This window comes from Streptomyces sp. NPDC054847 (assembly GCF_053610925.1).
The window spans coordinates 1-5944 of sequence record NZ_JBSGZJ010000442.1; the positions used below are offsets into that span (position 1 = coordinate 1).

A 5944-nucleotide genomic window follows, 5' to 3' on the forward strand; every position below is an offset into this window, starting at 1 on the left:
GGCCAGCGCCGCGGCGAGACCGGCGCCGCCGGGCCTCCGGTGCTTCCCTCGCACGTCGACGACGGGCGCGGGCGCGTCCGGGGCCAGGCGCTCGGCGACGCCTTCGATGTCCTCGTCGAGGAGCACGTCCCCGACGACGACCAGCGGGCCCGGGCCGGTCACGACAGCCTCCGGCGGGCGGCGGCGGCCTGGGTGGCGGCCGCTCCCGGCGCGTGCCGCAGGGTCTTCGCGGGCGGCACCGGAGCGGCTGTCGCCTCGTCGAAGGCCTCGCACAGCAGGTGTACGGCGACGAGGTGGGCCTCCTGCACGGTGGCGGCGGTGCCGGCGTCGATGCAGAGGGCGTCGTCGGCGATGTCCGCCAGGGGGTTGGGGCGCGGTCCGGTCATGGCCCACACCAGCAGTCCGGCGGCCCGTCCGGTCTCCGCCGCGCCGGTCAGGTTGGCGCTGCTGCCCGAGGTGGACAGCAGCAGCAGGACGTCGCCGGGCCGGCCGTGGGCGGCGACCTGGCGGGCGTAGACGTGCTCGAAGCCGTAGTCGTTGCCGATCGCCGTGATGCTGGAGGTCTCCGCGTGCAGCGCGATGGCGGAGTGGGCGGGGCGTTCGTCGCGGTAGCGGCCGACCAGTTCGGCTGTCAGGTGCTGGGCCTGGGCGGCGCTGCCGCCGTTGCCGGCGGCCAGCAGGCGGCCGCCGACGGGCAGGACGGCGGCGAGGTGGTGGCCCCATCGGGCGACCTGGTCGAGGCCCTCCCGGCGGAACCGGCCGAGGGCGTCCTGGAGCGACTGGCAGTGCCGGTGCGCGGCCTCCGTGGCAAGTGGTTCGCTCATGCTGGTCGGGCCGTGCGCGCGTCCCTGGGGACGGCGCCGTACCCGCACCTCCTTCGGGCGTCGGTCTCTTCGGACGTCGTGGCGGCGGTCGCCGGTGGCACCGGTCCGGGCGGGCCGGGACGCGGCCGGCGGTGCTGTCAGACCACCCCTGTCGTCCCGGTCACCCGGGCGAGGGCCGGCCGGGCGGCCAGTACCCCCAGGTAGGCGGCTTCGGTGCCGGCGGCGACCCGTGCCCAGCCGAACCGGCTCAGCACCCTGCGGCGTCCGGCCTCCCCGCAGGCCTCCCGCAGCCGGGGGTCCGCGAGCAGTTCGGCCACCGCACGGGCGAGCGCCTCCGGGTCGCGGGGCGGCACGAGCCGCCCGGTGGCCGGGTCGGCGACGGTGTCGAGCTGGCCGCCGACGGCGGTGGCGACGACCGGTTTGCCGCAGGCCATCGCCTCCAGCGGCACGATGCCGAAGGGCTCGTAGTCGCCGGGGCACAGCACCACGTCGGCGGAGCGGATCAGCGGCGCCACCTCCTCGCTCGGGACGCCTCCGGTGAAGTGGACGCGGTCGGCGACACCGAGGCCGTGGGCCAGGTCGCGCAGCCTGCGCACCTCGTGGTCGTCGTCGAGCCGGCCGGGCGGGGGGCCGCCGACGACCAGCAGTTCCACGCCGGGCAGTCTCGTCAGCGCGGTGATGGAGATCGCCGCGCCCTTGCGGGGGACGAGCCGGCCGAGCTGGATCAGCCGGTGGCCCTGGGCACCGCGGGCAGCGGCCGGTCCCTGCGGAGTGAACTGGTCGGTGTCGACGCCGCACGGCACGACACCGACGCGTTCCGGCGGGATGCCCATGGCCGCCAGCTCCGCGACCTCGTCGCGGCAGGTGGCCAGGATCCGGTCGCAGCCGGCGCCGACCTCCTTCTCGCAGGCGATCCGGGCCGGCGGGCTGGTGTCGGCGTGCCGCTGGTGCCTGCGCTTGACCGTGCCGAGGGCGTGGAAGGTGTGCACGAGCGGCAGCCACAGTTCACGGGTGGCGTGCAGGGCGGCCATCCCCGACATCCAGAAGTGCGAGTGCACGAGGTCGGGCGGGTCGCTCTGCCAGTCGCGCACCAGGTGACGTCCGAACCCCAGCATGTGCGGCAGGAGTTCGTCCTTGGGTATCTCCTCCGGCGGGCCCGCGGACACATGGCGCACCTCGACGCCGGCGCGCAGCCGCACCCGGTCCGGCAGTTCCCGCGCGTCCCGCCGGGTGTAGACGGTGACCCGGTGGCCCCGGTCGGCGAGCGCGCCCGCCAGCCGGGCGACGTGGACGTTCTGCCCGCCGGCGTCCACCCCGCCGAGTACGGCGAGCGGGCTGGCGTGCTCCGAGACGAGCGCGATCGACAGCGCTTCGGTTCCGATGGCATCGCTGTAGGTCATGCGCGCACCTCCGTCATCAGTCGCTCCCAGTCGTCCAGGAAACGTTTGAGTCCGTAACGCTGCAGCGCCGCCTGCCGGGCGCGGGCGCCGTCGGCCGCCGCCGCTTCCGGTTCCTCCAGGTACCGGCGTACGGCGCGGGCGAGGACGTCGGGCCGGGTGGACAGCGTCCCGGTGCCGGGCGGCACCGCCTCGACGGCCTCCGTGGTGGCGAGGGCGACGACCGGCATCCCCAGATGCATCGCCTCCAGCAGCGAGAGACCGAGGGAGGTCCAGCGCACCGGGTGGAGATACAGCCGGCGTTCGGCCATCGCACCGTGCAGTTCCCGCTGCGGCAGATCGGCGGTGCGGCAGCGGTCCGGCGGCAGGCCGAGGTGTTCCGCCAGGCCGTCGGTGCGCATGCCGAACACATCGAGCGGGGCGGCCTCCGCGAGCCCGGCGAGCAGGTCCGTACCCGTCCATCGGCCGCGTCGTACCGGCTCGTTGACCACGACGGCCGCCCGCGCCAGCCGCCCGGTGTAGAGGTGTCCCGGGTCGACGACGCCGTGTTCGACGACCACGGTCCTGGTGGAACCGTTGTCCCAGAACAGCCGGTTGAAGTGCGTGACGTGCACCAGCGTCAGATCGTCGCGGTCGGCGAACGGGTGCCGGGTGGCGGGTACGTCGCCGTCCGGCGCGTTGTGCTCGAGGTAGACGGCCGGTATGTCGCGGCCGGGCCGGCGTCCGCCGAGCCAGCGCTCGGCGAGTGCCATCTCGTGCGGCCGTTGCAGTACGACGAGGTCGACCTGCGCGTCGCGCAGCTGCTCCGGCGTCGTCTCCCGCACCGTGTCCGGCCAGTCGAAGGTACGGGCCCGCCCGAGCCCGTCCGGGTCGCGGCCGGGGGTGACCGGAACGAGATACGTGTGGGGGCCCTGCACGAACGCCGTCGTCCAGGAACCGTGCACATGCCACAGCAGAATGTTCATCGTCGTGCTCCTCGCTCCTTGTCCGTGGCGCCGAGGGCCGCCACCGCGGCGAGCACCTCCGCGTTGCCGACCCCGTCGAGGCAGGGGTGCCCGGCCACGGGACACTTCCGCGCGCGGCTGCCCGCGCACGGTGCCCGCTGGTCGCCCAGCAGCACGTGCGGGACGTTGTAGGGGCGCCAGCGGTCGGCCGGCACCACGGGCGCGAACAGGCAGGCCACCGGCGTGCCGACCGCGGCCGCGAGGTGCCCGGGGCCGGTGTTGCCGACCACGGCCACCCGCGCCCCGGCGAGCACGCCCGCCAGCTGGGGGAGGGACGTCATCCCGCCCAGGTCCAGCGCGTGGTCCGCCGCGACCTGGGCGGTCAGGTCCTTCTCGGCCCTGCCTCCCGTGACCACGACGCGGTGGCCGGCGGCGGAGAGCGCGGCTGCGGCCTCTGCCGCCCGTTCCGCGCTCCAGGCCCGGGCGGGGACGGCGGCGCCCGGATGCAGCACCACGTACGGCTCCGGCCCGGTCAGATGCTCGGTCCCGGGCGGCGCGCTGACGCGCAGGGAGCCGTCGTCGCCGGGCGGCAGGGCGAAGCCCGCGTCCAGGGCGAGGTCCAGCGCGGCGCGGGCCTCGTGGCGGCGCGGCTTGCGGTGGTGCCTGAGGTCCAGCAGCGCACCGGGGTAGTCCTCGCAGTCGGCCGCGGTCCAGCCGACGCCCGCGAGCTTCAGGAGCAACGCGATCGGCAGCGGGCTCTGATGGTGGGAGACGAGGATCAGGGCCCGGTCGTAGCGGCCGGCCCGCAGCCTCTCCAGGAGTTGCTGCGTCACCTCGTACGACACGGGCGCCGGCTCCAGTCCCACCCAGGGGGCGTCGTGGACCAGCACCTCGTCGACGCCGGGCAGCAGGTGCGCGGCGTGGACACCGAGCGGTCCGCAGAGCAGCGCGGTGTGCGAGGAACCCGCGGCGACGGCGCGCACGGCGGGTCCGGCCAGCAGCACGTCACCGGCGCTGTCGAGCCGCACGACCAGCGTTCTGGGCCTGGTCACGGCCACTCCTCGCGTACGAAGGCCGGCAGGCAGGTGGAGAGGGTCATGCCCCCGCTCCCACGGCCCCGCCCGCCGCCGGCGGCAGCCGTCGCCGCGGCGGGCACCGGTGTACCGCTCACGGGAAGGACGCGGGTCAGTCGGTCGGGACGCTGCTGAGGGCCGGCGGTCCGGTCCGTCTCCGCCGGGGGGCGCGCGACGGCCGGTGGCGTCACGGCACGTTCCGGGCGGTCCGCCGCGGTCCGCGGTGCCGCCGGGTTGCCGCACCGTGCGGCCGGGTCCAGGACGAGCCGTACCGCGCGCAGCAGGTCGGGAGCGGTCTCGGGCGCCGCCGCGATCTCCTCGGGCCGGGTGGCCGCGGTGGGCACGAGGACCCCCCGCGCGCCCGCGGCGAGCGCGGCCGTCACGTCGGAGCCGATGTCGCCGATGACGACGGTGCGCGACGGGCACACGCCGAGGCGTTCGCACGCGGCGAGCACGAGTCCGGGCGCGGGCTTGCGGCACCGGCAGCCGTCGTCGGGCCCGTGCGGGCAGACGGCCCATACGGCGAACGGCCCGAGCAGGGCGTCGATACGCCGCTGCACCGCCGCCACTTGACGAAGGGTCAACCTGCCTCGGGCCACGCCCGACTGGTTGCTGACGACGCCCACCGGCATGCCCAGCGCGCGCAGGGCGGCCAGGGCCTCCCAGGCGGACGGCATCGGCACGACACGCGTCGGATCGCCGTTGTAAGGCACGTCGACGACGAGTGTGCCGTCGCGGTCGAAGAGGACCGCGTCGGGCAGGTCGGCGGCGTCCGGCGGCAGCGGGGTGCCCCGCGCCACCGGCGGGCCGTGGAAGAGCCACGGGCCGGTGCCGTGTCGCTCCGGTCCCCTCGGGTGCCGGGCCTCGGAGGAGTCGCTCATGGCAGCACCCGCTCCCGCACCGCCCGGCCGGACTCTTCCGGGATCACGGCCTGTACGGGCCGCGGCAGCGGCCGCGTCCGGCGGTGGCGGAGGTGTGCGCCGAGCCAGTGCCAGGTGGCGACGGGCGGGACGACGGCGCTGGTCAGCGCCATCGAGATGATCTCGTCGCGGGTCCGGGGGCCCGGCGCGATCCGGGCCCAGGCGAACTCGGCGGTGCCGGCGAGCCAGAGCGCGGCGCAGGCGGTGGCCGCGACGGGCCTGGCCAGCGCCGCGCACGTCAGCGCGGCGGCCGCCGAGGCCGTCACGGCGAGGTGGCGGGGCAGGCGCCCCCGTGGCGCGTCCGCCCGCCGCCACCAGTCGCGCCCGTGGAGCCGGTTCATCAGCACGTCGTCGGCGTTGCCCGCCTGGACGCGTACGGAGACCCAGCGGCCGGCCGGCCGGACCGGATGCGTGGTGGTGCGGCTGCCCGCGGCCAGGTCCCACCCGGCCGCCCGGACGCGCAGCGCCAGGTCGGCGTCCTCCCGGAAGGCGCGCGGGAAGCGTTCGTCGAAGCCGCCGACGGCCTCCAGCACTTCCCGCCGGTAGGCCATGTCGGCGGTGATCCAGCGGGCGGTGGCCAGGCCCGCGGTGTTGCGCTCCCAGTCGGTGGGCGGGCGGTCCGTGGGCAGCGGGACCTCGATCCGGGCGGTGACGCCGCCGGTGCGGGGCCCGGCCGCCGCGAGGTCACGGGCCAGGTCGTCGCACCAGGTGGGTCCGGGCACCACGTCGTCGTCGAGGAAGACGATCCAGGGGACGGGGCCGGCCACCCGCAGACCGGTGTTGCGG

General features: G+C 76.3%; 6 protein-coding genes. All 6 read right to left on the reverse strand.

Annotated elements, in window-relative coordinates:
- Positions 1–158: 158 nt before the first annotated feature.
- The gene (locus ACWGH4_RS29515) at positions 159–824 is read right to left on the reverse strand and encodes a D-sedoheptulose-7-phosphate isomerase (protein ID WP_453466300.1); all 666 of its coding nucleotides are present in this window, start codon (positions 822–824) and stop codon (positions 159–161) included.
- A 137-nt stretch (positions 825–961) separates the two neighbouring features.
- Positions 962–2224, reverse strand: a complete 1263-nt coding sequence (locus ACWGH4_RS29520) for a glycosyltransferase (protein WP_453466302.1) — start codon at positions 2222–2224, stop codon at positions 962–964.
- Positions 2221–3186, reverse strand: coding sequence for a glycosyltransferase (locus ACWGH4_RS29525; protein ID WP_453466304.1), 966 nt, complete (start codon positions 3184–3186; stop codon positions 2221–2223). Before ACWGH4_RS29525 ends, ACWGH4_RS29520 begins: the two co-directional genes overlap by 4 nt.
- The gene (locus tag ACWGH4_RS29530; protein ID WP_453466306.1) at positions 3183–4217 is read right to left on the reverse strand and encodes a glycosyltransferase family 9 protein; all 1035 of its coding nucleotides are present in this window, start codon (positions 4215–4217) and stop codon (positions 3183–3185) included. The genes ACWGH4_RS29525 and ACWGH4_RS29530 overlap by 4 nt, the downstream gene beginning before the upstream one ends.
- Entirely contained in the window at positions 4214–5119 is a 906-nt protein-coding gene (locus ACWGH4_RS29535) for a D-glycero-alpha-D-manno-heptose-1,7-bisphosphate 7-phosphatase (RefSeq protein ID WP_453466308.1), read from the reverse strand. The genes ACWGH4_RS29530 and ACWGH4_RS29535 overlap by 4 nt, the downstream gene beginning before the upstream one ends.
- Positions 5116–5944, reverse strand: an 829-nt coding sequence (locus ACWGH4_RS29540; protein WP_453466310.1) for a transferase, incomplete at its 5' end; no start/stop codon positions are given. The genes ACWGH4_RS29540 and ACWGH4_RS29535, both read right to left, overlap by 4 nt.